The 25,887-nt window shown below is 71.9% G+C and carries 22 protein-coding genes and 1 pseudogene; 6 read left to right on the top strand and 17 right to left on the bottom strand.

Annotation, left to right across the window (positions count from 1 at the left end; genetic code table 11):
• Positions 1 to 241 precede the first annotated feature (241 nt).
• The 3 genes from K7B10_RS39395 to K7B10_RS39390 all read right to left on the bottom strand — a co-directional run bounded on the left by K7B10_RS39395 (position 242) and on the right by K7B10_RS39390 (position 2,047).
• Complete coding sequence (locus tag K7B10_RS39395; protein ID WP_229344473.1) at positions 242 to 1,393, bottom strand: S1 family peptidase; 1,152 nt, start codon at positions 1,391 to 1,393, stop codon at positions 242 to 244.
• Between the two features lie 242 nt (positions 1,394 to 1,635).
• Positions 1,636 to 1,890, bottom strand: a complete 255-nt coding sequence (locus K7B10_RS41880) for a VOC family protein (RefSeq protein ID WP_504967673.1) — start codon at positions 1,888 to 1,890, stop codon at positions 1,636 to 1,638.
• Positions 1,784 to 2,047 (bottom strand): hypothetical protein, encoded by a 264-nt coding sequence (locus K7B10_RS39390; RefSeq protein WP_504967680.1) that lies wholly within the window; start codon positions 2,045 to 2,047, stop codon positions 1,784 to 1,786. The genes K7B10_RS41880 and K7B10_RS39390 overlap by 107 nt, the downstream gene beginning before the upstream one ends.
• A 360-nt stretch (positions 2,048 to 2,407) precedes the next feature.
• On the opposite strand from K7B10_RS39390, the gene K7B10_RS39385 reads away from it, so the two are divergent.
• From K7B10_RS39385 to K7B10_RS39375, 3 genes are read left to right on the top strand one after another with little or no spacing between them, the layout of a single operon-like run.
• The gene (locus tag K7B10_RS39385; RefSeq protein WP_229344470.1) at positions 2,408 to 3,640 is read left to right on the top strand and encodes a lycopene cyclase family protein; all 1,233 of its coding nucleotides are present in this window, start codon (positions 2,408 to 2,410) and stop codon (positions 3,638 to 3,640) included.
• Positions 3,637 to 4,365 (top strand): class I SAM-dependent methyltransferase, encoded by a 729-nt coding sequence (locus K7B10_RS39380; protein WP_229344467.1) that lies wholly within the window; start codon positions 3,637 to 3,639, stop codon positions 4,363 to 4,365. Before K7B10_RS39385 ends, K7B10_RS39380 begins: the two co-directional genes overlap by 4 nt.
• The gene (locus K7B10_RS39375; protein ID WP_229344464.1) at positions 4,362 to 5,951 is read left to right on the top strand and encodes an FAD-dependent oxidoreductase; all 1,590 of its coding nucleotides are present in this window, start codon (positions 4,362 to 4,364) and stop codon (positions 5,949 to 5,951) included. Before K7B10_RS39380 ends, K7B10_RS39375 begins: the two co-directional genes overlap by 4 nt.
• Before the next feature lie 40 nt (positions 5,952 to 5,991).
• On the opposite strand, the gene K7B10_RS39370 is transcribed toward K7B10_RS39375, so the two are convergent.
• From K7B10_RS39370 to K7B10_RS39335, 8 genes are all read right to left on the bottom strand, one after another.
• Positions 5,992 to 6,999: a Rieske (2Fe-2S) protein gene (locus tag K7B10_RS39370; protein ID WP_229344462.1), complete on the bottom strand. Its 1,008-nt coding sequence runs from the start codon at positions 6,997 to 6,999 to the stop codon at positions 5,992 to 5,994.
• Positions 6,996 to 7,997 carry a phytoene/squalene synthase family protein gene (locus K7B10_RS39365; protein WP_229344461.1) on the bottom strand — a complete coding sequence of 334 codons (1,002 nt, stop codon included), beginning with the start codon at positions 7,995 to 7,997 and terminating at the stop codon, positions 6,996 to 6,998. The genes K7B10_RS39370 and K7B10_RS39365 overlap by 4 nt, the downstream gene beginning before the upstream one ends.
• Positions 7,994 to 9,577, bottom strand: coding sequence for a phytoene desaturase (locus K7B10_RS39360; RefSeq protein ID WP_229344460.1), 1,584 nt, complete (start codon positions 9,575 to 9,577; stop codon positions 7,994 to 7,996). The genes K7B10_RS39365 and K7B10_RS39360 overlap by 4 nt, the downstream gene beginning before the upstream one ends.
• Positions 9,574 to 10,782, bottom strand: coding sequence for a polyprenyl synthetase family protein (locus tag K7B10_RS39355; RefSeq protein WP_229345745.1), 1,209 nt, complete (start codon positions 10,780 to 10,782; stop codon positions 9,574 to 9,576). Before K7B10_RS39355 ends, K7B10_RS39360 begins: the two co-directional genes overlap by 4 nt.
• Before the next feature lie 1,611 nt (positions 10,783 to 12,393).
• A complete protein-coding gene (locus K7B10_RS39350; protein ID WP_229344459.1) occupies positions 12,394 to 13,704 on the bottom strand; it encodes a tachylectin-related carbohydrate-binding protein in 1,311 nt (436 codons plus the stop codon).
• Between the two features lie 90 nt (positions 13,705 to 13,794).
• Positions 13,795 to 15,000 carry an aggregation-promoting factor C-terminal-like domain-containing protein gene (locus tag K7B10_RS39345; RefSeq protein ID WP_372481522.1) on the bottom strand — a complete coding sequence of 402 codons (1,206 nt, stop codon included), beginning with the start codon at positions 14,998 to 15,000 and terminating at the stop codon, positions 13,795 to 13,797.
• Positions 14,969 to 15,304, bottom strand: a complete 336-nt coding sequence (locus K7B10_RS39340) for a hypothetical protein (protein ID WP_229344458.1) — start codon at positions 15,302 to 15,304, stop codon at positions 14,969 to 14,971. Before K7B10_RS39340 ends, K7B10_RS39345 begins: the two co-directional genes overlap by 32 nt.
• Positions 15,301 to 15,519 carry a hypothetical protein gene (locus tag K7B10_RS39335; protein WP_229344457.1) on the bottom strand — a complete coding sequence of 73 codons (219 nt, stop codon included), beginning with the start codon at positions 15,517 to 15,519 and terminating at the stop codon, positions 15,301 to 15,303. The genes K7B10_RS39340 and K7B10_RS39335 overlap by 4 nt, the downstream gene beginning before the upstream one ends.
• Positions 15,520 to 15,789: 270 nt before the next feature.
• On the opposite strand from K7B10_RS39335, the gene K7B10_RS39330 reads away from it, so the two are divergent.
• A complete protein-coding gene (locus K7B10_RS39330; RefSeq protein WP_229344454.1) occupies positions 15,790 to 16,776 on the top strand; it encodes a helix-turn-helix transcriptional regulator in 987 nt (328 codons plus the stop codon).
• A gap of 253 nt (positions 16,777 to 17,029) precedes the next feature.
• Entirely contained in the window at positions 17,030 to 17,335 is a 306-nt protein-coding gene (locus K7B10_RS39325) for a hypothetical protein (protein ID WP_229344452.1), read from the top strand.
• Positions 17,336 to 17,567: 232 nt separating this feature from the next.
• On the opposite strand, the gene K7B10_RS39320 is transcribed toward K7B10_RS39325, so the two are convergent.
• The 6 genes and pseudogenes from K7B10_RS39320 to K7B10_RS39300 all read right to left on the bottom strand — a co-directional run bounded on the left by K7B10_RS39320 (position 17,568) and on the right by K7B10_RS39300 (position 22,077).
• Positions 17,568 to 17,999 (bottom strand): DUF4259 domain-containing protein, encoded by a 432-nt coding sequence (locus tag K7B10_RS39320; protein WP_229344450.1) that lies wholly within the window; start codon positions 17,997 to 17,999, stop codon positions 17,568 to 17,570.
• Between the two features lie 56 nt (positions 18,000 to 18,055).
• Positions 18,056 to 19,657, bottom strand: coding sequence for an ISL3 family transposase (locus K7B10_RS39315; protein WP_229344447.1), 1,602 nt, complete (start codon positions 19,655 to 19,657; stop codon positions 18,056 to 18,058).
• A 146-nt stretch (positions 19,658 to 19,803) separates the two neighbouring features.
• A pseudogene (locus K7B10_RS39310) lies at positions 19,804 to 19,947 on the bottom strand (IS5 family transposase); the annotation flags it as partial.
• 380 nt (positions 19,948 to 20,327) lie between these two features.
• Positions 20,328 to 20,456 carry a hypothetical protein gene (locus K7B10_RS41110; RefSeq protein WP_267501564.1) on the bottom strand — a complete coding sequence of 43 codons (129 nt, stop codon included), beginning with the start codon at positions 20,454 to 20,456 and terminating at the stop codon, positions 20,328 to 20,330.
• Positions 20,453 to 21,259, bottom strand: coding sequence for a pyridoxamine 5'-phosphate oxidase (locus K7B10_RS39305; protein ID WP_308284676.1), 807 nt, complete (start codon positions 21,257 to 21,259; stop codon positions 20,453 to 20,455). Before K7B10_RS39305 ends, K7B10_RS41110 begins: the two co-directional genes overlap by 4 nt.
• Before the next feature lie 128 nt (positions 21,260 to 21,387).
• Positions 21,388 to 22,077: a hemerythrin domain-containing protein gene (locus K7B10_RS39300; protein ID WP_229344441.1), complete on the bottom strand. Its 690-nt coding sequence runs from the start codon at positions 22,075 to 22,077 to the stop codon at positions 21,388 to 21,390.
• A 182-nt stretch (positions 22,078 to 22,259) separates the two neighbouring features.
• Here K7B10_RS39300 and K7B10_RS39295 point away from each other — a divergent pair, with 182 nt between their 5' ends.
• Positions 22,260 to 25,658, top strand: coding sequence for an ATP-binding protein (locus K7B10_RS39295; protein ID WP_229344437.1), 3,399 nt, complete (start codon positions 22,260 to 22,262; stop codon positions 25,656 to 25,658).
• Positions 25,659 to 25,887: the final 229 nt, after the last annotated feature.

Raw genomic sequence — 25,887 nt, 5'->3', positions numbered from 1 at the left:
CTGTGAATCGGAGCCTGACGTGATCGTCGGCCGGACCGCACCGCCGCGGGCACTCCGCGCAGGCGTACGTACGCCTGCTCCGGCCACGAACCCGGCCCCGGCCGACGGTTGGTTCCGCGGCGCCGGACACCTTCCACGAGCAACGCCGCCGGACCCGTACGGGAAGCCGGGCACCTCGCGCCGCGCCGACCTCAGGCGTGTGCAGGGTCAAGCGGCGCCAGGCGCCAGGTGAGGTGCAGCGTCAGGCGGTGTGCAGCGTCAGGCCGTAGCGGCCGAGGATCTCATTGATCGGCTGGAACCACGTCTGGCCGCCGGACGAGCAGTTGCCCCAGCCGCCGGACGTGACCCCCTGGGCTTGGTCCCCGCTGAGGAACGAGCCGCCGGAGTCGCCTCCCTCGGCGCAGACGCTGGTCTTCGTCATCTGGTAGACGGCACCCTGGCTGTAGTTGACGGTCTCGTTCTTGGCGAGGACGGTGCCGCAGTGCCAGTGCGTCGTGGACCCCGACCGGCAGATCGAGGCGCCCACGGGTGCCTCGGCGGAGCCGCGTACCAGCTGGTCCGGGATGGTGCCCCAGCCGAGCACCACCGGTACGGTCCACCAGCCGCTGTGGATGCCGACGTACGCGTAGTCGTTGCCGGGGAACGAGGATCCCTGGAAGGTGCCCATCGCGGAACCGTCCCAGCCGCGCACGGCGGCCCCCGCCTGCCCGCAGTGCCCAGCCGTCACGAAGCCGCCGTACACGGAGAAGCCGATCGAACAGCGGACGTTGCCGGTGTAGTACGGGTCACCGCCGACGGTGCCCGCGGCGTACGTACGGGGAGCCTGCGCCGTCTCGACGACGGTGACGGGGCCGCCTGCCCGGGCCCGGTCGACGAACGCCCGTACGGCGGGGGCTTCCCGCTCGGTACGTACGACCGTGACGACGACGCTGTTGGTCGGCGGGTCGACGTGCCAGCCGGCCACCCCGGCGGGGGCGCGCAGCGTGTCCAGGCGCGCTTTGGCGCGGTCCAGCGCGGCGGCGCTGTGCCGGACGAGGCGGGTGTCGGCGCCCAGGGCCCGCACCTCGGACTCCTGCGCGCGGTCGGTCACCGCGACGACGAGCCGGCCGGTGGACGGCTCGTACCACGAACCGCCGTACGCACCGCCCGCGGCCTGCCGTGCGGTCTTCTCCACGGCCGCGGCGGCCTTTTCCGCGCTCAGCCGCTCCTCGGCCTGGGAAGCGGTGAGTCCGAGGTCCCGGCGCATCGCGTCGAGCAGCCCGACAGAGGCGGACGGCGCTGGGGCGGGCTCCGGGAGCGGGACGGCGCTCGCCACGCCGACGTGTGCGGCGTTCAGGCCGAGGGTCAGGAGTACCGCCGCAACGGCGGCGCGTAAGGGGCGGGTGTGTTTCACGAGACCTCCTGGTGTGGGGAGCGAACGCTTGAGAGCGCTCTCACAGAGTGTCGGTTGTTACGCTAGCCGCCGCTGTTTGTCAGGTCCATACCAAGGACGGTTCCGCCGCGGCGGGATCCGGTCGACCACTCGGTCACCGAGGAGTGCCCCCGGCCTCGGGGGATGGCGTCGTCACCGGCCTGACCGCCGTCGACGTCGCGGTCGTGGGCTGGTGGACTACACGGGCCGATCTCTGGCGCACATTACGCAGAGGCTGCGCCGACGCAGAACTCATTGCCCTCTGGGTCGGCCATCAGGACATGGTGTCCGTCGAATTTCTCGAGGAGGGTCCCGCCCGCCAGCATCAGGCGTTCGGACTCCGACGTGATCCGCGCCCATCGCTCGTCAGGACTACCGTGTCCTGGCACTCGTACGTCGATGTGCAGCCGGTTCTTTGCCGTCTTGGGGCTCGGGGACCTTGAGGATGCGCAGGCGCGGGCCGACGCCGTCCGGATCACAGAGCCACGCCCCGTCGGCCACGGAGTCGCCCTCCGGCAGGTCGAACTGCGCGAGCCACTCCTCGCGTGTCTTGAAGGGGGCGGGCGGCGGCTCGTCGACATAGCCCAGAGCCGTCTTCCAGAAGACGGCAAGAACCCTCGTATCCGAACCGTCCAGCGTCAGGTCGATAGCCTAAGGAGCCGCTGTCGCCAATGTGCCGGACGGGCCCCGGCCCGGCGGATCACGGCAGGAGCCAGAGCGAGGCCCCCTCGATGCCGATCAGCGCTCGATCAGTTCGGGGCGTTCGGCTGCGGGCCGGCACGTCAGAGTCAGCTGCATCCGTGGCAGGCCTTCAACCGGAATTCGGCGTGGGGGCGGCCAGGAGGGGCTTGCTCCCGGCAGACTGATGGTCACCCGCGCTCCGGCCGGAACAGGGAGGGTCCACGACATGTGCACAACCGGATCCGGGTCGGCTCCGCCCACCGTCGACCGGGCCGAACGGGCGGCGCGGTGAGCCGGGCGGCGGACACGCCAGCCGTGGCGTCGAACGCCCGCGCGGAGTTTGCGGATGTCGTCATCGTGGGGGGTGGTGCGGCGGGGCTGAGTCTGGCGCACCGGCTGGCGCGCACCGGTATCGGCGACTTCGTCGTAGTGCAGCCGTCCCGGGGGCGGCTGCGGCCCCCTGAGCGGACCTGGTGTCACTGGGCCCAGGGGCCCGACGAGTTCGAAGATGCGGTCTCGGCATCGTGGGAGCGCCTGCGGGTCCGCGGCCCCGACGGCAGCACGGTGGTCAGCGACCCCTCCCCCATGACCTATCGGATGATCCGCTCGGGTGCCTTCGAGGAACTGGTGCACCGCGGACTGGCGGGCCATCCGCAGGCCCGGCTGGTGCGGGGCGCCGTGCACGAGATCCGCCAGTACCCCGGGGGTGCCGAGGTGGTGTGCACCCTGGCGGAAGGAGGCCGTCTCGCGCTGCACGGGCGGTACGTGTTCGACTCCCGGCCGCTGCCCTTCCTGCCACCCGCCCGGACGGTTTTGCTGCAGCACTTCTGGGGATGGTTCGTGCGTACCGCCTCGGCCCGCTTCGACCCGGGGGTCGCCGATCTGATGGACTTCCGGGTGCCGCAGCCCCGACACGGTCTGGCGTTCGGCTACGTCCTGCCCCTCGCCCCCGATCACGCACTGGTCGAGTACACCGAGTTCTCGCGTGAGCCCCTGACATCGGCGGAGTACGGGGCCGCCCTGCGCCACTATGCGGGCCGCGTGCTGCGGCTGGGCCCGTACAGCATCGTCGCGGAGGAGCAGGGCGTGATCCCCATGACCGACGCACGTTTTCCGCGCCGCGTGGGCCCGTCCGTGTACCGGATCGGGGCGGCCGGGGGCGCCACCCGCCCCGCCACCGGCTACACCTTCTCCGCCGTGCAGCGGCAGAGTCGGGACATCGTGGCCGCCCTGCGGGCGGGAAGCGGCGAGATCGTGCCACCCCCGTACGGCCGTCGCGCGCTCGCCATGGACGCGGTCCTCCTGCGGGGCATCGACGCGGGCCGCATCGACGGACCCGCCTTTTTCACCGACCTCTTCCGCACCGTCCCCGGTGAGCGGCTGCTGCGCTTCCTCGACGGGCGGACAACGCCGCGGGAGGAGTTCGCCATCGGACTGCGCACGCCCGTCGCCCCGATGCTGCGCACCGCGGCCGAACTGCCGTTACTGCGCCGGCGCGCCCGCCCAGGGGCCATCGGCGCCCCGCGACCCGAGGAGAACCCGCGGTGACGCTGCTCCGCGACCACGATCTGGCCCACGCCTTCGACCACGCCTCGCGCTCCTACGACCGGCTGACCGCCCTCAACCCCGGTCACCGCGCCGAGCTGTACCGCTCGGCACGCCGCCTGCAACTGCCCGGCGGCGGGGCGGGCCTGCACATCCTGGACCTCGGCTGCGGCACGGGAGCCTCCACCCGCGCGCTGCTGCGCGCCGCCCCGCTGGCCCGCGTCACCGCCGTCGACGCCTCCGCGGGGATGCTGGACCGCGCACGGTCCAAGCCGTGGCCCGCCCGCGTGCGGTTCGCCCACACCGCCGCGGAGGACCTGCCCGCCGCGGGAACCGGTCCGTACGACGCCGTGTTCGCCGCGTACCTCTTCCGCAACGTCACCGATCCGGACGCGGTACTGGCCGCGGTACGCGAAGTGCTACGCCCCGGCGGCCGCCTGGCGGCGCACGAGTACAGCCTCACGGGGAGGGCCGGGCACCGGGCCGTGTGGGAGGCGGTCAGCCGGTGCGTCATCGTGCCGGCCGGCACGCTGACCGGGGACCGGGAGCTGTACCGGCACCTGTGCGACAGCGTGCCGGCCTTCGACACCGCACCTGCCTTCGTCGACCGGTTGCGCCGGGCCGGGTTCACATCGGTGCGCACGACTCCCGTGGCTGGCTGGCAGACGGGCATCGTCCACACCTTCACGGCCCGCAACGGGTCCGGGCTGCCCCAGGCCACCCGGTGAGCGCCCTGCTCCAGGGCCTCGGGCGCGCCTCGGATACGGGCCCCGGGGCGGCCCGGCGCGGCCGCGACCGGCGGGCGGAGGTCGTGCTGCCCGCTCCGGGCCGCGCCCGCTTCGAGCGGCGGGATGCCCCGAGCGTGGCGGTGGTGGGCGGGGGGATCGCGGGACTGGCCGCGGCCACCGCCCTGGCCGAACGGGGAGCACGGGTCACCCTGTACGAGCGGGAGGCCTCGCTGGGCGGCCGGCTCGCGGGGTGGCCCACCCGGCTGTCGGACGGCTCTGAGGTGACGATGAGCCGGGGCTTCCACGCGTTCTTCCGCCAGTACTACAACCTGCGGGGGCTACTGCGACGGACGGACCCGGCCCTCGCACGGCTCACGCCGCTGTCCGATTATCCGCTGCGGCACTGCGGCGGGGCGACGGACGGCTTCGCGCGGGTGCCTCGCACACCACCGTGGAGTGCCCTGGGATTCGTCGCGCTGAGCCCGACGTTCGGCTGGCGGGACCTGGCGGCGATGGACCCGAGGGCGGCGCTGCCGCTCCTCGACGTACGGGTGCCCGAGGTGTACGAGCGCTACGACGGCATCGGCGCCGCCGAGTTCCTCGACCGCATCGGCTTTCCCTCGGCCGCACGCCACCTGGCCTTCGAGGTGTTCTCGCGCAGCTTCTTCTCGGACCCGGGAGAACTCTCGGCGGCGGAGTTGCTGTTGATGTTCCACATCTACTTCCTCGGCTCGTCTGAGGGCCTGCTCTTCGACGTACCCAACGAGCCCTTCCCGCAGGCGCTGTGGCACCCCCTCGGCGCCTATCTGCAGGAGCTGGGAGCCGATGTACGCACCGGCACCGCAGTGCACGGGGTCGACCCCTGCCCCGACGGCGCCCTCGAAGTACGGACTGACGACGGGACGTTCCGCCACCAGGCGGCCGTGCTGGCCCTCGACGTGCGCGGCCTGCGCCAGACCGTGGCGGGATCACCGGGACTCGGCACCGCCGCGTGGCGCGAGGAGGTCGCGAGCCTGCGTACCGCTCCCCCGTTCCTGGTCTCCCGGCTCTGGCTGGACCGGCCCGTGGACCCGGGGCGTGCGGGTTTCCTCGCAACCAGCGGCTTCGACGGCCTGGACAACATCAGCGTCCTGGACCGCTGGGAGGGAGAGGCGGCCCGCTGGGCGAGACGCACGGGCGGTTCTGTCGTCGAACTCCACGCCTACGCGGTCGCCGGCGCCGCATGCCGTGAGGAGGTCCAGGAGCACCTGACAGCGAGGCTGCGGGAGATCTACCCCGAGACCCGCGAGGCGCGCATCATCGACTCCCGCCACGAGTGGAGGTCCGACTGCCCGCTCTTTCCGTTCGGTGGCTACCTTCGCCGCCCGGCGGTCCGCACACCTGACCCACGGGTGACCCTGGCCGGGGACGCGGTGCGCTGCGGTCTTCCGGTTGCGCTGATGGAGCGGGCCGCCACGACCGGGTTCCTCGCCGCCAATGCCCTGCTCGCCGATCGGGGGGTGCGGGGACAGGTGCTGTGGACCGTGCCGCGGGCGGGCCGCTCCCGCGCCCTGCGGCTCCTGGCGCGCATCGCGGCAGGGTCCTGAGCGCCGGACGGCCGCCGCGTTCGGTCCGCCCGCCCTGCCGTCAGCCGGGGAAGGTGCCGGCGTTGCGCAGCGCCCAGCGGCGCTCGGCGTAGGCGAGGTCGTCGCGCCACAGGCGGCCCGCGGCCCGGGACATCAGCGGCCGCAGTGCCGGGGCGAGGGCCCGTGCCAGGCGGAAGCCGGGACGGTCGGAGGCGGCCACCACCGCCTCGACGACGGCGGTCCTGGGCACGGCCGCGCCGGGCGGGGTCAGCGGTGTCGCGTGGGTCTCCACGATGGAGGTCCGCCCCTCGCCCTCGGTGATCCGCATGAGCACCGTGCGCGGCCCGGGGGCGGTGAACTCGGCCCGTACCGGCACCACGAGCCGGCCCGCCACCTTGAACGAGACGTCCACCACGAAGGGCTCGTCCGGCTCCCCCTCGGGGGCGGTGATCACGCGCAGGTCGGTGAAGGAGTAGGGGTGGAACCACGATCCGTGCCACGGGTCGAGGCGATTGGCCACCACGTCTTCGGGTTCGCAGCGCCCGATGACGGTGACGACCGCGTCCACGGCCCGGCCGGGATCCGGCCTGAGGACCGACGGCGGCCGCTCGGTCGTCTGTTCTCCGCCGGTCCGGTCCAGCCGTACCCACACCAGGACGCCGTCGTCGTGCACCGGGTACGTCTGCCATCCGGCGACAGGGGCGCCGTCCAGCGCCATGCCGTGCCAGTGGCACACCAGCGTGCCGCACACCACGCGGCTTTCGCGGAGCGGCGCCCCCAGGTGGGGGCAGGCGCCCTGGCCGGCACGCAGGTCACCGGAGCTCGTGCGCCACAGGACGATCTCCGTGCCTCCGACGGTCCTGCCGGCGGGGCGGCCGTCGGCGGCGACGCTGCGGGAAGCCCCGACGACGAACCAGTTTCCGCCGGATCGGGCCTGGGCCCGCTTGAGGGCGGCGGCGATGAGCGCCGGCCGGGCCTGCTGCCAGGTCGGTGCCTGCGCGGCCCAGCCGGTGCCGGTTCGCAGTCGTAGCGGCGTCCGCCGGCGTGGGCGACGCGTGTCCTCGTTCATTCGTGGGTTCCCTGCGGGGAGTGGATGCGGTCGTGGGGTGCGGGGAGGGGTCTGCGGCGCGGCCTGCTGTGGCGGAGGCGGGCGGCCGCGACGTGGGCGGCCCCGGTGGCGGCCGTGAGGGCCCTGCGGCGACGGGTGACGGTGGAGCGCCCGTGCAGGACGGCGTAGTCGTCGGCGGCGATGGCGTCGAGGATGCCGCCGTACAGGACGTAGGCCGTGCGGATGCAGGGCCGTACGCGCGGATCGAGCATGGCGATGCCCGGTTCGGCCTCCCGGTACACCGTGCGGGTGAGCGCCTCCGCCGCGACGAGCGCGGCGCGGATACGCGGGTCGCGGCGGCCGGTGCGGCGGCTGTGCTCAAGGAGCGGGCGGTCCACGCCGTGGGCGGCCAGCAGGTCAGCGGGCAGGTAGACGCGGCCCCGGTCGAGGTCCTCGCCGACGTCGCGGAGGAAGTTGGTCAGCTGGAAGGCGACCCCGAGGGCGGCCGCGTGGGGTGCGGCCTCCTGCGGGTCGGTGACGGTGCCGAGGACGGGCAGCATCTGGAGTCCGATGACCGCGGCCGAGCCGTGCATGTAGGCGCGCAGGTCCTGGTAGGTCGGGTAATCGGTGATGGTGAGGTCGGCGCGCATCGAGGCCATGAAGTCGGTGAAGTGGGCGTGCGGGATGCGGTAGCGGGCGGCGGTGTCGGCGAGGGCCCGGACGACGGGCTCCGTACTGGTCCCCGTGGCGAGGCCGTGGGCGAGGGCCGCCTCCAGGACGGCGAGCTGCCGGTCGCGTACGGCAGGGGGCTCGCGGCGGTCGAGGTCGTCGACGATGTCGTCGGCCCAGCGCGCGAACCCGTACAGGGCGTGGACGGCGGGGCGTCGCTCGGCGGGCAACATACGGGTGGCCAGGAAGTAGGTGCGTCCGTGGCAGGCGTTGAGGCGGCGGCAGAGCGTGTACGCCGACCTGAGGTGCGGATCGGTGACGCCCGCGGCGTCCAGTTCACGGCTGTTCATGGCGTCGGGGGCCTTCCTGCGACGGTCCGGCGGGCAGCGGGGTGGGCGGCTGCCGCGGTGGGAGGCGCTGGCCGGGTGCTGGTGGTGCGGGCGGCCGACGGGACGCCGGTGATGCGGGCGGCGGCGAGTTTTCCGCTGATGAGGACGGTGGGGACGCCGACGCCGGGCGTGGTGCCGCAGCCTGCCAGGACCACGTTGTCGAGGTGGCGCACCAGGTTGCGCGGCCGGAAGGGTCCGGTCTGGGCGAAGGTGTGCGAGACGGAGAAAGGGCTGCCGGCGCCGTGGCCTTGGGCGGCCCAGTCCGCCGGGGTGACGAGCACTTCATGCTCGATGCTGTCGGTGAATCCGTGCAGGCCCCTGCGTTCGAGTTCCGCGGCCAGGGAGTCGCGGTAGCGCGGGCCCAGGGTCTGCCAGGCGGTCGCGGAGGGGCCGGTATCCGTGTTCGGGCAGGGTGCCAGGACGTAGTGCAGGTGCCGGCCCGGCGGTGCCAGGGCGGGGTCGTGGGTGGTGGGGCGTGTGATCAGCAGTGAGGGGTCGCTCATCAGGGTTCCGGTGCGGGTGAGCTCGTCGAACGTGCGCTCCCACGCGCCGCCGAAGGAGATCGTGTGGTGGGCCAGGTCCGGCCACGTGCGGTCGGTACCGGCGTGCAGGACGACTGCGGAGGGCGAGTGGCGCAGGCGTACCGGGCGGCGGGGTACGCGGCCCAGCAGGCGGTGGACGACGGGCAGGTCTGGTGTCAGGACGACCGCGTCGCAGGGGATCCGTACGCCCTGGGCCAGGTGAACGGCGCGCACTCGGCCGCCGACGTGTTCGAGCCGGGTGACTTCGGAGGACCAGTGGAACTGTGCGCCCGCCCGCTCGGCGGAGGCGGCCATGGCGGCGGGCAGCGCGTGCATGCCGCCGCGGGGGAACCACACGCCGGCCACGGTGTCCATGTAGGCGATGACGGCGTAGGCGGCGAGGGCGCGGGCCGGCGGGACGCCGGCGTACAGGGACTGGAAGGAGAACACCCGGCGCAGCCGCTCGTCGGACAGGAAGCTGCCGATCTTGCGGTCGAGGCGTCCGAAGCCGCCCAGTGCCGCGAGCCGGGCCAGGTCAGGGTGCAGGAGCTGGAAGGGAGAGTCGAAGTTGGTGTCGATGAATCGGCGCATCTGCGCCCGGTACAGGCGCTCCAGCCACGTGCGCAGCCGGCGGTAGCCGGCCGCCTCGGCGGCGCCGGCGAATCTGCGGACCTCGGCCTCCATGGCCTCGCCGTCGGTGTGAACGTCGAGGCGGGAAGAGTCGGCGAACACGGCCCGGTAGGCGGGATCCAGGGGCAGGAGCTCGACGCGCGCGGCCAGGCTGTCGCCCACGGCGGCGAAGGCCTCATCAGCCAGGTGCGGCATCGTCAGGACGGTCGGCCCGGTGTCGAGCAGATATCCGCCGGTCTCCGCGCGGCCCGCTCTCCCGCCGGGTCCGCTCTCGCGCTCCACGACGACAACGCTGCGCCCGGCCCCCAGCAGGTGCAGGGCGCAGGCCAGGCCGGCGAGCCCCGCCCCGACGACGACGACGTGCCCGGTCGGGCCGGGTACGGTCTTCATGAGGTGTCCTGGGGTGCGGTGCCTGCCGGCCCGCCCGCGGCACGCCGCACCAGGGCGTCGAACTCCCGCACGATGGGGGTTGTCGCGCCGGTCGATGCGAAATGGTCCACACTCGCCGCGGCGAGTTCGGTGATCTCCGCACTGACCGCGGCTCGTGCCCCGGTGCGTTCCATGGCGGAGCGCATCTGCGCGATGCCGGCGTCCGAGCGGGGCTCCGCTCCGGGCTCGAGGACAACGCCGGCCTGAACGTCACCCGAGGCCGAAGCGAGGCGGGCCGCGGTGGCGAGGAGATAGGTGGGTTTGCGGGCGCGCAGGTCATCGTCGGCCGGTTTGCCGGTTTCGGCCGGATCGCCGAACGTTCCGAGGATGTCGTCGCTGAGCTGGAAGGCCAGGCCCGCGCAACGGCCCGCCGACCGCAACGCGCCGAGAACGGACTCATCGGCGCCGGCGAGGACGGCGCCGAGACAGAGGGGCCGCACGACGGAATAGAGCGCGCTTTTGAGGGTGGCAACGGTGACCGCCTCGGTGACATCCGATGACCCCAGAGCCTGGGCGCGGATGTCTCGGTACTGGCCCGCGGCCATCTCCGTACGCATCGCCCGCCACTCCCGGTGCAGGCACACGCCGTGCGGGGACCGCAGGGCGATTTCAGTGAAGAGGTCGTCGGCCCAGGCCAGGGCGAGGTCCCCGGCGAGGATGGCGGCACCGGTCCCGAAGACCTCTGAGGAGCCGTGTGTCAACTCTTCACGGTGCATGCGCGCGAAGCCGATGTGCACGGCGGGTGCGCCGCGCCGGACCGGGGAGCCGTCCATGACGTCGTCGTGCACCAGGGCGCACGCCTGCAGCAGTTCGAGGGCAGCGCCGAGGCGGAGTACGTCCGCAGGGTCGCCGTGGCCGCCCGCAGCCTGCCAACCGCACCACACGAAGCCCATGCGCAACCGTTTGCCTCCCCTGCGCACGAGGCCGGCGACACGGCCTGCGACCTCGTCGGTGAACACCTGGTCGATCTGCCGGGCGGTGCTCAGGGCGGTGCGCAGGTGTGCGTGGAGGAAGGCCTCGCCGGCCGTGACGGCTTCCTGCGCCGTGGGCGGGGAAGTGCCGGCACGACGGGTACTGGGGTCTGCGCCGGTACGAGAGGTGCCACTACGCGGGGTTCCGGACTTCGGTCCGGCTCGGTCAGACGGGGCCGTCCACAGATGCTGCATCCACACCTCTTCCGCTCGGCTGTATGCCACGCCTGCTGTTCTGATTCCGGCGCTGATTCGGATGCACTGATCCCTCCCCTGAAAGGCGAGACAATCCCCGCGCCCGGACGGGTGAGGCCACCGAGGCGGCGAGGCTGTGACAGCGCTCGCGGACGTCCAAGTTGAACGGTCATCCGCTGTGGCCTGAGATCCGCGTGGATCAGCGGATGGAACATCTCGGCGTGGAGCGGACCCGGTAGCCGGGGGCGACCGCGCTGTTTGGGCAAAAGACTTTGGAAGAAGTGCGGCGGCCATTGCCGGGGACCGCCGGCAGGCCGCCGCAGGACTGCTCGCCGAACCTCTCGTGGCCGCCGGTCACAGATGACCGGTTGCGTGACCTGTACTTCCGCTGCGGCGATCGTCTGGGTCGGATTCCAGGTGTCGTCTGACGAGTGCGGCGGCGAGAAAATGTCGGCGGCCGACACCTGCGTCAGCTACTCGAACGGCAAGCAGACCGGGAGTAAGAACCTCGAAGAGCAGAAAGCCGATAATTCGACCACCTCAAACGTGATGTTCGTCGTCGGAGGGCTTGTGATCTTCGGCAGCGCCTGCTCGAGCGTTGGCGCTCCTCAGAGGCATGAGCGGTTCGGCTCGCTGACTGCCCCACTTCCCGGCTCCCCGGCTCATGCGTGCCGGCGACTCTCAGCCGAGCGGGCAGAGCGGCCCATGTGGATATGGGCCAGTCGGGCTGATCTCCAGACCAGCCATCGGCGGCGCGGGAGACCTGGACGAGGTTCACGCGTGACGCGGCCGCCCCTTCGGCCGCTCGGATAGGTCGGGAACAGCCGTGACGGCCGTCCGACCCACCCGATGCCGGGCGCAGGGTACGCGGCACGGGCCGAGCGCTGCCGAGCTTCGTCGACGAGGCGGGCAAGGCTCAAGGTTGCTCTGAAGCTGCCGCGAGGGGGTTGAGTGTCATCCTGTCAGTTAAGGCTGGCGGCAGACGAAGTCGGCGACCCGGGGCCGGTATGCGGTGGGTGTTCGCACGGTCCCCGAAAGGCTCGGATGAAGCCGGGGATCCGGAGGTGTACGACATCGCATTCCTGACAGGCGGTGCGGTGGCGGACAGTGCGGTCGTCGCGCTGCACAGACGTGTTCTGCTCGTGCTACGCGACGCGCTCGTGCGAGCGGTGGAAGGCCCCCGCCCGGGCACAGTCGCCCCCACCAGGGCTACGACTCCGGCGGGTAGAGGCGCTCCTCTTCACCCGGGTCGCGCTCGCGGCGCTGGCAGACCGGCCTCCAAGTCGTCCAGGAAGACGCGTCGGCGCTCGGAGGTCTAGCGGGCTGCCCGGGCCGGAGCCGACCGGCCGCCGCCCGGTTTCCCGGCAGCGTCGCAAGCCCTCGCGCGCCGGATCCTCACTCGCCACCACCGGCCCGGCCCGCCCGTCGAAAAGGATCTGCGGGGCCAGACAAGGCGTGCAGCCAAGCACCCAACGCCGGACATACTCGGCACGCTCTGCAATCCCGGCGGCGCCGAGCTCCGGACCGCGGCCTGCGAGGACCTGGAGCGACCCACGAGTGAGGGCCGGGCCGCCCGGTGGAGGGTGGTCCGGCCTTCGCTCGCGCGGGCGGTTATCCGTTGACGACGTGGTCGTAGCGCAGGGCGACGTAGCCCGAGGCGGCGTGGCCGGCGATGCGGCCGTCGCTGCCGCCGTTGAGGTAGTCCTGACCGCGCATCATGTCGTCGTTGGTGTTCGCCTCGTGGATGTACGAGAACTTGCCCGCCGCCTTGTCGACCCACTTCTCGAAGAGCACCACGTGCCCGTCCAGGGTGTTCAGCGCGTCGCCGGGCTGGAGGTCGGACTTGGAGATGGCGGCGGCGGTGCCCGGCAGGCTCTGGGTCGTGTAGCTGGTACCGGCGTGCCAGGCCATGGAGACGAAGCCGGAGCAGTCGGTGCGGTAGGTGTGGTCGCCGTCCGGGTCGGAGGCGTACGCGCCCTGGTTGTAGGCGATGTCACGGCTCAGCCAGTTCGCGGCGCGGCTCATGATCTCGCTGCGGGCGATCTGCCCGCCCTTGGTGGAGGGGGTGGGGGTGGGGGGCGTCGGCGGCTGGTAGGTGCAGTCGTTGGCGAAGGCCGAGAGCAGGCTCTGGGTCCAGCCGCTCGTGTCGACTGGGTCGGCGGGGTGGTAGGCGATGTCGTCGCCCTTGCCGTCGGTGGGATCGGCGTCGTGGTACCAGTACATCCCGCCGTTCGTACGGCCGTAGTAGAGGCCGCCGCCGGGCGAGACGAGGCTGTCGACCGCCGACCAGCCGGAGCTCTTGAGCTCCGAGCTTTCCCAGTCTCCGACGCCGTTGATCTGGTAGGACAGCAGGCGGCCGTCGGCGGTGGTGGCGATGAGGACGTCGTCACCGGCGGCGGCGAGCGTCTTCAGGACGAAGCCGGTGTCGATCACGGCGTGCTTGGCGATGTGGGCGGGTCCGGCGGGCTTGGCCTGGGAGACGTTGTAGCGGTGGAGCTCGCCGCCGACCGTACCGTAGAGGTGACCGGCGCCGTCGTAGGCCATCTTGTCGAAGGTCCAGCCGCTGTCCCAGATCTTCGTGACACCAGCCAAGGCCAGGGCACTGTCGTTGGTCTGGATGTCGACGCGGTACAGCGCGCCGGCCGTCGAGGTCACCAGGACCGTATTGAAGTTGAGGGTGGCCATCGCCTTCGGCGTGAAGCCTAGGTTCGCGCCGACCAGGGTCTTGACGCGGTCGCCGGTGTTGGGGGCTATCGCCGTGTAGGTGAGGCGGCCGTCGGGGAGGGTGCCGTAGACCGACACGTTGCCGCCGCAGATCGCCGCGGCCTGGGCGGGCGCCGAGGTCAGGGTGATCATGCCGAGAGTGGTGGCAGAGACGGCCAGGGTGGCGGCCAGGCGGCGCTTGAGTGACGACGAGGACATGGGTGTCTCCAGGTTTTGGGCAGCCCTGACGTACGCGCGTCGGGCCGGAAGGTGAGGGGGAACGGGTGAGCGGGAGGCGCTCGGGGCCGTTCAGTACCAGTCGTTGTTCAGGAAGTGGGTCCAGGCGCCGCAGGGCGTGCCGTACTGGCCGTCGATGTAGGACAGGCCCCAGTTGATCTGGGTGACCGGGTTGCTGCGCCAGTCGTCGCCGAAGGCGTCCATCTTCGACCCGGGCAGGGCCTGGGGGATGCCGTACGCCGTGGAGTTCGGGTTGTCGGCCCAGTAGCGCCAGCCGCTCTCCCTGTCCCAGAGCTGCTCCAGGCAGTTCCACTGGGTGGAGCTGTTCCAGGCGCCGCCGTCGTGCCGGTTCATCAGGTCGCGGCCGGCCGCCTTCACGGCGGGTATGTCGTGGCCGTCGAGCGGGTCCGCAGTGGTGGTGCAGCTGAAGGTCCCCGGCTGGGCGGAGAGCAGTCGTTGCGTCCAGCCGCCGGTGTTGACGGGGGTGTCGTTGTGGTAGGCGATGTCGTTTCCGGAACCGTCAGCCGGATTGGCGTCCTTGTACCAGTACATGGCGCCCGTGGTTTCGATCCGACCGTAGTAGAGGCCGCCGCCAGGCGATACGACCTGGTCGAAGCCGGACCAGCCGGACGGCTTGAGGTCGTCCCGGTCCCAGGTGCCATCGGCGTTGATCTTGTAAGAGTAGAGCGCGCCGGCCGACGTGGTGGCGAGCAGACGGTCGTCTCCGGCGGCCGTGAGGGTCTTCAGGACGAAGCCGCTGCCGATCTCCCTGCGCTGGCCGATGTGCGCCGAGCCGGTCGGCTTGGGCTGTGAGACCAGGTATTGGAGCAGGACGCCGCCCGCCGTGCCGTACAGGTGGCCGTGACCGTCGTAGGTGAGCTTGTCGTGGGTCCAGCCGCTGTCGAAGATCTTGACGGGCGCGCGTTCCAGGACGAGGGACTCGTTGTTGGTGAGGACGTCGAGGCGGTAGAGCGCGCCCGTCGTCGAGGTCACCAGGACGGTGTTGAAGTCGAGGGTGGCCATCGCCCTGGGCTCGAACCCCAGGTTCGCTCCGACCCGCACCTTCTTCAGCGCACCGGTGGCAGGGGTGATGGTGCTGAAGGTCAGGCGGCCGTCGGGAAGGACGCCGTAGATCGAGGCGGTCCCGCCGCACGTGGTCGCGGCCTCGGCGGCCGGGGCGGCGGCGACGGCCGCGGCGGTGAGCAGGCAGGCTCCGAGGGCGGTCGAGAGGGCGGGTCCCGCGCTCTTAAGGGCGGCCTGACGGAGGGGGGCGGTCACTGTGTTCTCCTGGGGAAGGTTCGCGGCGCGGCGCGCCGGGGCGATAGCCGTGCGCCCGCAGCGGGGCGCGGGCGCCGTCGAGGATGGCGTGGGCCTGGGTGAGGGCCGCGGCTTCGGAAGCGGCCCTCAGGAAGAGGTAGACGTCCACGCCGTCGGCTGCGGCTTTGGTCCGCAGATGTTCGAGGCCGTGGGCGGCGGGCGTGTGGGCCCAGATCAGATCGGAGAGGAGCGCGAGCACGCCCTCCGGGTCCGGATCGGCACGTGGCCCTGACAGTGAGGCCCGTACGACGCGCATTCCGGTCAATCCCAGTTGATGCTGTCCCAGGCGGACTCGGGCGCGGTGTCCCAGTTGATGCTGTCCTCGATGGACGAGGGCGGGGTGTCCCAGTTGATGCTGCCGTCGGCGGCGGCGCTGACGTAGTGGTCCTCGGCGGCGGCCGCCGAAGCGGTCGTGACCGCGCCGGCGCACAGAGCGGTGAGGACGGCGGTGACAGTGGCGAAGCGGGCGGTGCGGCACATGGTTTCCCCCAGGTCACAGGCGTGGAAGCGAGGCGTTCGGTGCGGTGTGCCGCGCGCTGGCCCGGGTCGTCCTTGCGGCTCTGGCCTGAGTCGGGGAGTTTCGTTTCGTCCCCGCCGTCCCGGTGGACACCATGTTGCTGTCCGTGGGACCTGCGAAGAAGAGGTTCCTGCTGGCACCAACAGGCCTGGCACTTTGGTGACAGACTTCGCCTACGATCGCGGGGGCGACGCTCGCCGAGAGCGGCCCAACTACAGCCGGGGGGCTGGGAGATGCTGCAAACGCTGGGGCTCGGAGCCGAGGTGGAAGCCGTGTACCGGGGCATGCTGGCCGACCCTTCGGGAGGCGTCGCCGAGCTCAGTGACCGCCTCGGTCTGACCGAGACCCGGGTCCGCGAGGGCCTGGACCGGCTCGTCGACCTCGAACTGCTCCGACCGTCCCGGGACTGCCCGGGCGGCCTGCGCGCGGTGAGACCCGAACTGGGCCTGGAGCTGCTCCTGCGCCGCCAGGAAGAGGAGTTGGCCAGGCAGCAGCAGGAGCTGGCTCGCAGCAAGGCGGCCGCGGCGCAGGTGGTTTCCGAGTTCGCCGGACTCAGCCCCAACACCGAGGTCGACGGTGCGGAACGGCTCGTGGGGATGGACGCCATCCAGGGCCGCTTGGAGCAGCTCGCCCACGGACTGACCCGGGAGTGCCTGGCGATCCTGCCGGGCGGCGCACTGTCACAAGCGAGTTTGGAGGCCTCCCGGCCGCTGGACCGGCGGGCATTGGACCGCGGCATCGAGATGCGCTCGGTCTACCAGGACAGCGCCCGCAACGATCCGACGACGCTGGCCTACGCGCGCTGGCTGACCGAACAGGGAGGCCAGGTGCGGACGAGCCCGCTCCTGCCGCCGCGCCTGCTGATATTCGACCGCGCGGTGGCGGTCGTCCCGATCGACCCGGACCACTCCCGGCTCGGCGCCCTGTGTACCAGCGCGCCCGGGATCGTGGCCTCCCTGACCACCCTCTTCGAGCAGACGTGGGATTCGGCGGTACCGCTCGGCGCGGACCGGCCCCGCCCCAGCGACACCCTTCCGACCGCGACCGAACTCGAACTGCTGAAGCTCCTGGCCTCGGGCATGACCGACGAGGCCGCCGCCAAGCGCCTCGGGGTGTCCCTGCGCACCGTCCGGCGCCAGATGTCCGCCCTGATGGAACGCCTCCACGCGACGAGCCGCTTCGAAGCCGGCCTCAAAGCGGCGCAGCAAGGCTGGCTCTGACGATCGGGGGTCACAGGCCGCCATGTCACACACGTCCCCGGAGACAGGAGAGAGGGGCAGGGGCCGAGGTATCGCTCGACGTGGGGCTCACCGGTGCGCCCGACCTGTGCCAGAACCGACTTTGGGAGGCACCGCCCACCGTCGGAAAGTCGTGCCGACTGTCCAGACGTCGTCGGAAGTCGGATCGCCGCAGTGCACCGTTGCATTGGGCCGGGACCGTCTGGGGTGGAGCGAGTGGCCTAGAGTCGCGCCTGTGAACATACCCATGGCGGTTCGTTGGGCCCTGCTCGCCTGCGCCGGCCTGAACTTCTTCTTCGCGCTGAAGGCGCTGCACCGCATGCGCCTGGCCAGTCCGGGCCACCGAACCGGCCCCGGTCTCGATGCCCTCGACCATGCGCTCGGTACGGTGCTGATCAGCACTCTCGCCGCAGGGGGCGACCACCCGGCCGTTGTTTTCGCCGCTCTAACCCTGCTCCTCCCGGTGATGCTCTGGAAGATTGTCCCCGAGGCCCATGCCCGCCGCGAGCCGAAGGGCCGTACCCCCGCCGAGGCAGGCTAGACCCGGCTAGCCAAGCGTCAACGGCATCGCATCCAGCCGGGGACAAAGCGCTGGCTACGGAATCAGGTGATCCGTGGTGTGGCTCTGCTGCCGTCTCGCGGACTTCTGTGTCGTTCTGCCTCCCGTTCTCGTGAACATCGACATCCCGCCTCGCCGGGTGCCTCCCGAAGTCATGAAGAACGGACTTCACGCCCCGGGTTCTGGCTCAGCTTTCGTGCTGAGTGACGCTCCGTTACGGCTGGACGTCGAAGAGAGCAATGGACGGGGGTGGCGGGGCAAGCACTGTGCGAAGGCGCGTCAGTATGGCTCGCCACTGCTTCCAGTCCTCCGGGTCGACCCAGTTTGAGGCCGGCCCATTCTCGTCGTCGACGATGCGGGCGAGGGCTTCGTCGGCGAGTACCCGAAGGTCGGAAGGGAAGACGGGCATGGGCTTTTCCGGGCCGTAGGACATGTCGACGGGTTCGCCTCCCGGGCATTGCGCCGCGAGCAAAGCGGCGGCGGCCACCGCCTCTTCCGCTTCCGTGAGATAGCCGGTTGCGTCGATCGTCCGGACGAGGACGCCTCGGATCAGGGCTTCACGCGCCTCGGGCTCGGCTTCGTCGAGCGCATTGGCGAAGTCCGCGGCTGTGTCGTTGTCGAAGGGACCGGTATCCCAGGTGCCCATGCTGATCTCCTTGCGTATGGTCGCCCGGATCCTCGCATCAGGCACTGACAACACGACTACGGGGCGAGCAGGACCCGTTTGCGAAGAAGGCCGAAGCCTGCGCGGCCGAACATCTGGCGCTTGAGCATCTTGATCCGGTTGACGTGTCCTTCGACGACTCCGGAGTTCCAGGGCAGCGTCAGGCCGGCGATGACGGCGTCGCGGTCTCGGTCGATGCCGGCCGCGAGAGTGTGGAGGCTGGGCAGGTCGTCCTGGCGGACGGCGTCGAGCCACTGCGGGAGTCGTTCACCCTGGCGTTCGGTAAGCATGTGGGCGAAGGACCGGACGTGACCGGTCAGGGCATCGAGTTCGGGGCAGTTGGCCAGGACGGCCTTGAGCCGGAGCTGTTCGATCTCGGTCAGCGTCTCGGGTCGACTGAGGATCCATCTCGTCACCACGCGGGGTGCCGGCGGTTGCGCGGTGACCGGCCGTGGCGAGGTGCGCTTCTCTCGCAGGTAGGCGCTGACCCGGCCGTAGCTGCCGCGATAGCCCAAGGGAACGATCTCCTCCCACAGCTTCCAGGCGTTGGTGCAGCCCTCGTCCCAACGTTCGTCCAGGTAAGGCTTGTACTCGTCGAGGACGGAGGTCCTGCTGTGCTGCCACTGGCCACGAAAGAGATCTTCCGGCTTCGCAGCGTCGGCGAGGCTCTTGACGGTGCGGTGGGTCATCCGGAGCTGACGCCCAATGGAGCGGCGGCTGTGGCCGGCTTCCAGCAGCGCGTGGACCGTGGCATGCCGGGCTCGGACGCGGTTGGCGAACCGCTCGCTCCGCCATGGCGAGTCCGTCTTCTCCTCGGGCGGCGCGGGTTCGTCGGCCTTCGCCACGGGATCGGGGACCAGAACCCGAAGGCACTGGCGGTGTCGGGCCACCGCACGCTCAGCGGCTTCCCCGAGGTTGTGCCATAAGTGCCAACGGTCCGCGACCTGCGTCGCCTGGGGTGCCCCGGCTGTGGCGCCTTCCGCGAAGAACGGCGCGCGGTCCCTGCAGACGACCTCGATCCCTGGCCGCTGGGCGAGCCAGGCGGCCAGGCTTGATGCCTCTCGATCAGGCAGGAGATCGATCGGACGACGGGTCTCGACGTCCACCAGGACAGTGCCGTAGCGGCGGCCCTTGCGGGTGGCGTACTCATCGACGCCGACCACCCGAGGCATCGGCACCTCCGGCTCGGGCAGCGCCTCGACCAGGCGCAAGACCGTGCTCCGGCTGATGGACATGCCAAGCACGGCAGCCAGGCGGGCGCCGGCTCGACCGGCCAGGGCGAGGCCGACTGCGGTCAGGATGGAACGCAGTCGTTCGGTGCGCTGGCCGTGTCTGCGGGTGAGGCCGGATATCTGCTCCACGAACGTCCGACGTGGGCACTTGGTGTTCCCGCACCGGAACCGCCGGACCCGCAGCTGGAGTACGACGCTTCGTCCGGCGCTCGGGACATCAGCGAGAAACCGCAGGTAGGAGCTGTGAACCCGGGTCGAGCAGACTCCGCATTCCGGGCAGACGGCGCCGGCCGTGGTGCACTGCGCGTCAAGGCGCACGTTCTCGATATCCACGTCCACCGACCGCACCGCGATGTCCGCGATCGCCGGGAACAACAGCGCCTTCAGCTGGAGTGCAACGTCTTCCACGGCCCGGACTGTCAGCCCCGCTGCACTGACCACCGTCCATTTTCGGGCGACTTCGCATGCCGCCCGGAGACCCTCAGCTGTCACTCACCGTGGCCACTGCACGAAAGCTGAGCCAGAACCCTTCCAGGAACAGCGGTTGTCGATGGGTTTCGCCAGCGGCCCGCGATCTTCTCGCCCCCCGCGTCGATGCCCCGGCTGGCGGCGGGAACGCTGGTCGAGGTCTTGACGCTCTGGGCGTCGATCACACACGCTGAGGGCTCCGCATCCCGTCCTTCCTTCTCACGGAGAAGTTACGAAGGACTCCGTCGAGCAGGTCCCCGACAAGCAGTTCGGTGGGCGGCACCTCCAGCGGGATCAGCCCCGGCGGGATCCGCACCCCGCCTTCCAGCAGTTCCGCGTTCGAGTGGTCGGACCCTCGCAGTGACGCCCCCTGGTCGCGGCACATCGGGCGGTGTGCCGGAGGACGCTCGGCAACAAACACAGTGCCCCAGAACAGCAGGCTGCATACAGTCGTCAGCCGCGCCGGTGATGTTCTGTCGGGTCCGGCAACGAGTGGCGCCTCTTCAGGGAACGTGCACACGGTGGCGGCCTTGCCGCCCACCAGGTTCTGAGCGGCGGCCGAAGGCGGGAGTCCGCCTCCAGCCTGTGCTGACCCACATGCAGTTCGCCGTCAGTGGTGCGGCGAGCGCATCACCTGCCGCATGCGGTCACCGCCGGCCCGGGTCCGGGGGCGGGGGTGTGCGGCGCGGCTCCGGACGCCCGTGAGCGCGGCGGCGAGGCGGGCCATCAGGAAGCTCACGAGGCCTGCTCCTTCTGCGCCGCGGACTTCACCAGGGCACGGAAGCGGTCCCACTGCACCGTCGGCCGAGACAGCCCCCGCCGCTCCAGATAGCGGTCGGTAGAGCGCTTCGTGTGCCGCAGGACGCGGAACGCGTCGGTCGGCCGTCCCGAGCCCATCGGTTCGACCACGACCGACGGGACCAGCAACCAGCCCCCGTCGGTCCGCCTCAGGTCCCCGCGGACGGATGCGTTGTACATGTGGTTCAGCCGTTCGTCGTGCCGGTGCACCAGCAGCGAGGCCGGCCCGCGTTCCACCGCGCAGTCGGGCGGCACGTCCACCAAGTAGCCGGCCGGGGTGGGCCGCGGCCGGGTCCGGGCGAGCAGCGGCGCCCCGGTGGCGTCCAGGGCAGCCAGTACGGCCGTGGGGAAGCGACTCAGCTGCGCGGCGCCGGACAGCGCCTCGGTACCGGTGACCGCTGCCGGTGCGCCCGGTTCCGACAGCCCTGCCAGGGGCGGCCGTACGGTCAACTGCTCGGGCTCGACGGTGATGAGGAGCCGTAGGTAGTACCACTGCATCAGTGGCCTCATGGGCGGCGAGAGGTACGAACGGCTGTGCGGCTGCCGCTCGAAAAGCATCCGCCAGTAATCCTCCGCCCCTTCCGGGCCGGTCGCGATCTCGTCCGGGCACTGGGCCCGGCCTCCCACGAAGACCTGCGGGGCGGGATCGAGGCCGCTGCCCGTCGGGTCCGAGAAGAGCAGGGCGACCCTGCCGTCCCGGCGCACGTTCAGCGCCTTCTGCGCGAAGGCCAGGGAGGTGGTCAACAGGAGGGTCCCTTCCGGGCGCCGGGCCACCGCCGTGGGCCAGGCAAGCGGAGTTCCGCTCCTGGCGAGGGTGGCGAACTCGCAGGTCCGGTAAGCATCCAGGGCCGTAGGGGCGGAGTCGAGTACGGTCATCGCCCCGCGCCACCGTCGAGCTCGGAGAGCGGGGCCCTCAGGGCCCGGCAGGACGCCGCGTACTGCCTGCGTCCGACCGCCTTCCACAGCAGGCGCCCGATGAACGGGGCCCTGCCGAGGAAGTAGGCCTGTTCCTGCGGGGTGGCATCCTCGAGCAGGGCACCGAGCGCAATCATGAGCTTCTCTTTGGGTATGCCCTCCATGCCGCCGCGTCCGACCGCGTCCCACTCGGCGACGGTCAGGTGTTGGCCCACTAGGGGCAGGACCAGCCGCTCCTCGTCGTCGAGGTGCTCGAGCAGCGCCGTACGGTGCTCGTCCAATGCCAGCGCGAGCTGCTGCCCCGCCGTACGGTCGGCGGTCCGCTGCCAGTGCAGCGCGCGGTCGGCGACCATCGCTGAGCAGGTGTCGATCCCGGTGTGCTGCTCCTCCATCCGCGCGACCAGTTCCTCATCCGCGGCACGTTCGCGCAGCAGCGGCCAGATCGTCTCGTCCTCGACGGTGTGGTGGTGGCGCAGCCCCTCCATGTATTCGGCCAGATGCGCACCGACTTGGGCTGCGCGGGCGGTCGCACCGTCAGGGACGGCCCGGACCAGCCGCGGCAGCAGCGCCGACTCACGGCGGAAGACACGGTGGACCACGACCATCTCGTGGGTGTGGGGTCGTTGGGAGGTGGTGCTGGGGGACACGCTCGCTCACTCCATGGATCGCATACGGGGCAATGGACGTACCGAAACTGCCCGTCGCCACTTGGTGTTGGCTTGGCGAACCCATGGGACGTCTCTTACGGACCCTGCCGGAACCACCTCCGACCTGGGCGTTCAGCCTTCGTTGACGACTCGTTCTCGCCACCTCCGGTAGATTCCCGGACGTGTTGCGCATACGAGTGCTGGGCTCATTGGAGGCCGAGACGAAAGGAACGCCGGTCCCCCTCGGAGCACCGCGGCAGAGGGCCGTGCTCGCCTGCCTCCTCGCGGCCCGCGGGGCGGTGGTGTCCGTCGACCGCCTCGTCGAGGACCTGTGGCGCGGCACCCCACCGGCCAAGGCCACCGTGTCACTGCACGCCTACGTGTCCAACCTGCGCCGCGTGCTCGAACCCGATCGGCCGCCGCGCACGCCCGCTGCGGTCCTGGTCACCTCCGCTCCGGGGTACGCCCTGCTCCTCCCCCAGGAGGCGGTGGACGCCTGGCGGTTCGAGGACCGGCTGGACCGGGCGCAGCGCGCCCCGGCCGCACAGGCGCGCCAACTGCTGGCCGAAGCGCTGGCCTGGTGGCGGGGCCCCGCCTTCCAGGAGTTCTCCGACGAGACGTGGGCCCGGCCCGAAGCGGCCCGGCTGGCCGCGCTGCGGGCGGACGCCCGCGAGCTGGCACTCGCCGCGGACCTGCGCACCGGACACACCCTCAGGGCGGCGTCGGCCGCCGAAGCCCTGGTGGGCGAGCACCCGCTGCGGGAGGAGGGCTGGCGGCTGCTCACGCTCGCCCACTGGGCGTGCGGGCGGCGCGCCGACGCCCTGGCCGCGCTACGCCGAGCCCGGGCGGTGCTGCGCGAGGAGCTGGGCTGCGATCCCTCCCGCGCCCTGGTCGAGCTCGAGCACGCCCTCCTCGACCAGCAGCTGGACGTGCTGCACGCGCACGTGCCGGAGCAGCAGCCGGGCACCGCCGGACCGGAGCCGCGTACGGAGATCGCCAGGCCCAGCCACGGCAGCGCCCAGAACTCCGGCTCCGGCGCCCTGCCCGCCGGCCGACAGCCCCTCTTCCTCGGCCGGAAGAAGGAACTCGGCGCCGCCGACACCGCGGCACGAGAAGCCCGTACCACCGGCGGACTGCTGCTTGTGACCGGCGAAGCGGGGGCCGGCAAGTCCGCCTTCCTCGACCGGTTCGCGCACCGGCTGCGGCGCGAGGGCTGGACCGTGGTGATCGGCCGCTGCCCCGGGCACGAGGGAGCTCCGCCTGCCTGGGCGTGGGTGGAGGCACTCGGTGCGCTCGCCCGGGAGGTGCCCCCCGCGCACACGGCGGACCTGGCTGTTCTCCTGCACGAGCCGGAAGGGGCGGCTGCCGCCACGCGCGACGAGGCGGCAGCCGACCGCTTCCGTACGCACCGCGCCTTCACGGCGTGGCTCACCACCGCCTCCGCCGGGCGCCCCCTCGCGGTGCTCCTGGACGACCTGCACCGCGCCGACGGGGAAACGCTGGCCCTGCTCGAAGCAGCGGCCGCCGTCACCGGCGTCCCGTTGCTCACCATCGCCTGCTACCGGCCCGCCGAGGTCACGGACCGGCTGGGCAAGACTCTCGCGCAGCTCGCCCCGCGCCTCCCGCACCGGATCGCGCTCGGCGGACTCTCGGCGCGCGACGTCGCGACCGTCGTCGACGCCGTCTGCCGCAAGCCGGTCGACAGGGCCACCGTGGCCACGATCACGGCACGGACCGGCGGCAATCCGTTCTACGTCTGGGAGAGCGCGCGCCTGCTCGACAGCGAAGGGGCGCTGGTGGCCCTCTCCGAGGTCCCCCAAGGCGTCCGGGACGTCCTGCGCAGGCGCCTGGCCCTGCTGCCCGACGCCGCGCTGGCGGCCGTGCGGCTCGCCGCCGCCGTAGGGGTGGAAGCGGACGTCGCACTGCTGGTCGAGGCGTCCGACACGGACGAGGAGACCGTACTCGAAGGACTCGACGCCGCTCTCGCCGCGGACCTGCTGACCGAGGCGGGACCCGGCCGGGTCGGCTTCGTGCACGCGTTGGTCCGCGACACCGTCTACACCGACCTCTCCGGCGTACGGCGATCCCGCCTGCACGACCGCATCGCCCGGACGCTGCACCGGCAGCGGCCCGACGACCTGGCCGCGCTCGCCCACCACTTCGCCAGATCCGGCAGCGCCGTGAACGCGCCGCTGGCCGTCGAGTACGCCCTGGGCGCTGCCGGGCTGGCGGAGCAGCGGTACGCGCACGACGTCGCGGTCGGGCTGATCGCGCAGGCGCTGGACGTGCACAGCGCGGCCACAGCCGACCCGTACGCTGACCCGGACGCCACCCTCGCCCTCCTGATGCGCCTGCTCGGGGCCCAGCTCCGCGCCGGCGCCACGGCCGCGGCCCGGCGTACCCGGCAGCAGGCCGTGGACCTCGCGGTACGGGCCCATCGCGACGACCTGGTGGCGGCGGTGTACGGGGCCTGGACCGAGCCCTCACCCTGGCGCAGCCGACTGGAGGGGTTCTTCGACCGGACCGCGCTTGCCCGTCTCGAACGGCTCGCCCGCGACCGCTCGCTGGACGGGGCGACACGGGCCCGCGTGCTGCAGGTCCTCGCCGACGCCGTGGCCGGCGAGGACGCCGCGCGTGCCCGCGACGCGGCCGACGCACAGCTGGCCCTGGCTCGCTCCGTCGGTGGACCGCGGCTGCTCGCCTCGGCCGTGATGACCTCGGCGAAGCTGCTGCCGTACGAGCTGCAGGGCGCCACCCGGCCCCCGCTCGTCGCCGAACTGCGCGCGCTGGCCGCGGAGCACGACCTGCCCGCTCACCGCTGGGTGTGCGAGCACCTCGACGCTGTGGCGGCAGCCGTCCGCAACGAGCCCGCAGCAGTCCACCGACACACGACTGACGGCCTGGACCTCGCGCACCGCTACGGGATGCTCTGGGCGCTCGGCATCAACGTCACGACCCGGGCCATGCTCGCCGCCATCGCGGGTCGGTTCACGGAGGCCGAGGAGCGGTACGCCCAGGCGGACGAGCTGTTCCAGCGGGTCGGGGCACACCACGCGACCGGCCCACGCACGCTCGGCCTGTGGACCATTCGCTTCACCCAGGGGCGGACCGCCGACATCGCGCACAGCGTCCGCGAGGTGCACGAGGCCGTAGGCGCCCCCGTCGCCGTCGCGCACGCTCTCGTACTGGCCCGCCAGGGCCGGCTGGACGAGGCACGCGACGTGCTCTTTCCCCAACAACCGGTGACAGACCACCTCTACGGCGTGGAGCTCGACTACCGTAGCGAACTCGCCGTCCTGCACGCCGACACCGACTCCGCGGCCCTGTTGATCGAGCATCTGCGGCCGGTCCGGGACCAGTTCGCCGGCGCGGCGAACGCTGCCTACGCCACCCGCCCACTCGCCCACCCCTTGGCTGACCTCCACCGCCTCCTAGGCGAAGGCCGGGCCGCGGCCGACGCCTACGCGCTGGCCGAACGTGTCGCCCTGGCCTGGAACGCGCCCCACCACGCCGCCGCCGCACGCCGCGCCGCGGCGGACATGGCCGCAGACCGCGATCGGCGCCGGACCTTCGCCCTGTGAAGCTGCGCAACGGGGCTCACGCCCTCGACCCTCACACCGTCGCCAAACGCAGCCGTCCACCGAGTGCACTGCGCCCGGCGGCAATTCGACGCGGACCGCCCGCACCCCGATCGGGAATCCGGCAGGAGCGGGACGAGTTGATTCCTCCACCTCGTGAGGGCGGGCCCGGCAGCGCAGCGCCCCGTCCGAAGGGCAGATGTGTTGTCCGCCCGTGCCCGAACCGACTGGG

The organism is Streptomyces flavotricini, assembly GCF_020639365.1.
GTDB classification, from domain to species: domain Bacteria; phylum Actinomycetota; class Actinomycetes; order Streptomycetales; family Streptomycetaceae; genus Streptomyces; species Streptomyces flavotricini.
This window is presented reverse-complemented; position numbering and strand designations above follow the sequence as displayed.